Genomic DNA, 1,160 nt, shown 5'->3' with positions numbered 1-1,160 from the left:
CCTAGCTTGAGCTTTAACCTGTTCGGCGGGGTCGTGGGGTGGTCGACTTCGTCTTCTTGTGCTGCTTTGGTTTCTGTGCGTTCGTGCTGGTGGCGGTGTGGACGTCGTGGCGCGGTGCCGGTTTGGTGTTGGGCACTCCGGCCGGGCGTCCGGGGCCCGGTCGGGAGGGTTTCGGGACGTTTGCCGGGCAGGCGGTGTGCGGGCGTAGGTGCCGAAACCCTCGCCGGATTCGGGCCGGGGACAACCGTTCGGGTGAAAGAGGTCTCTCCCAGGGACGGCGTAGGTCGACTGCCGACCGGCGGGCCAGCCGGAGTTGGGTGTAGGCGGCGATGAGCAGCCAGGTCCACCGGTCGGCCTGCTCGGGCGAGCGGAGTTTCGGAGTGGTCCAGCCCAGGGTCTGCTTGAGCATGCGGAAGGTGTGCTCGATGTCGAACCGGCGCAGGAACGCCTGCCAGGACAGGTCCACCGCGGCGTGGTCGAGACCGGTGCGGGAGTGCCATAACCACACCGGTTTCGGGAACGCCCCGGACGGCAGCCGGTCGACCTGCAGGCGGATCACGGTGCCTTCCAGGATCGGCAGGTTCCCGGCGTGGGAGGCCCAGGCGATGCGGTGGGTCAGTCTCGGGTGCAACCGGTCCCACGCCCGGATCAGGGCAGGACCGTAGAGCCTGGTCTCGGTGCGGGTGGTGATGTCGGGTTCGCCCCAGGTGTCCGGGTCGCCGAAGGCGAACTCGCCGCCGTGGCGGCGTGGCCGGCCCAGGGTGCCGGGCGGATGGGGCGGCGCCGGTCGGCGCAGGACCCGGTCCGAACGCATCCGCACCACCACGGTGATCGGCAGATCGGCCAACACGTGGGCCAGGCGGGGCCCGTCGTAGCCGGCGTCCGCGACCAGCAGGATGTCCGGATCCCCGGGCCGCCAGTGCCCGGCGACGATCAGACGGTCCACCACACCCCGAACCTGGACCGCGGTCACGGCCGCTGCGTCGTCACCGGGCTCCAGCCGCACCACGTCCAACGGCGCGGTCCACGAACCACGCCCCGCCTCCAGCGCCACGACCACCGAGTAGGGCCAACCCGGCACCATCATGTGCTGGTCCTTGCCGCGACCGTAGGTGTGACACAGGATCCGCTGCCGACCGGTGTGCGCCTCCGGGCGCAGC

1 protein-coding gene is annotated in these 1,160 nt (G+C 70.8%); it reads right to left on the bottom strand.

The window, feature by feature from the left end:
* Positions 1 to 13: 13 nt before the first annotated feature.
* Positions 14 to 1,160: transposase (locus tag ACZ7GX_RS45720; protein WP_498786931.1), on the bottom strand; the 1,147-nt coding region annotated here is incomplete at its 5' end.

The organism is Actinosynnema sp. NPDC037264 (assembly GCF_055603705.1).
This window is presented reverse-complemented; position numbering and strand designations above follow the sequence as displayed.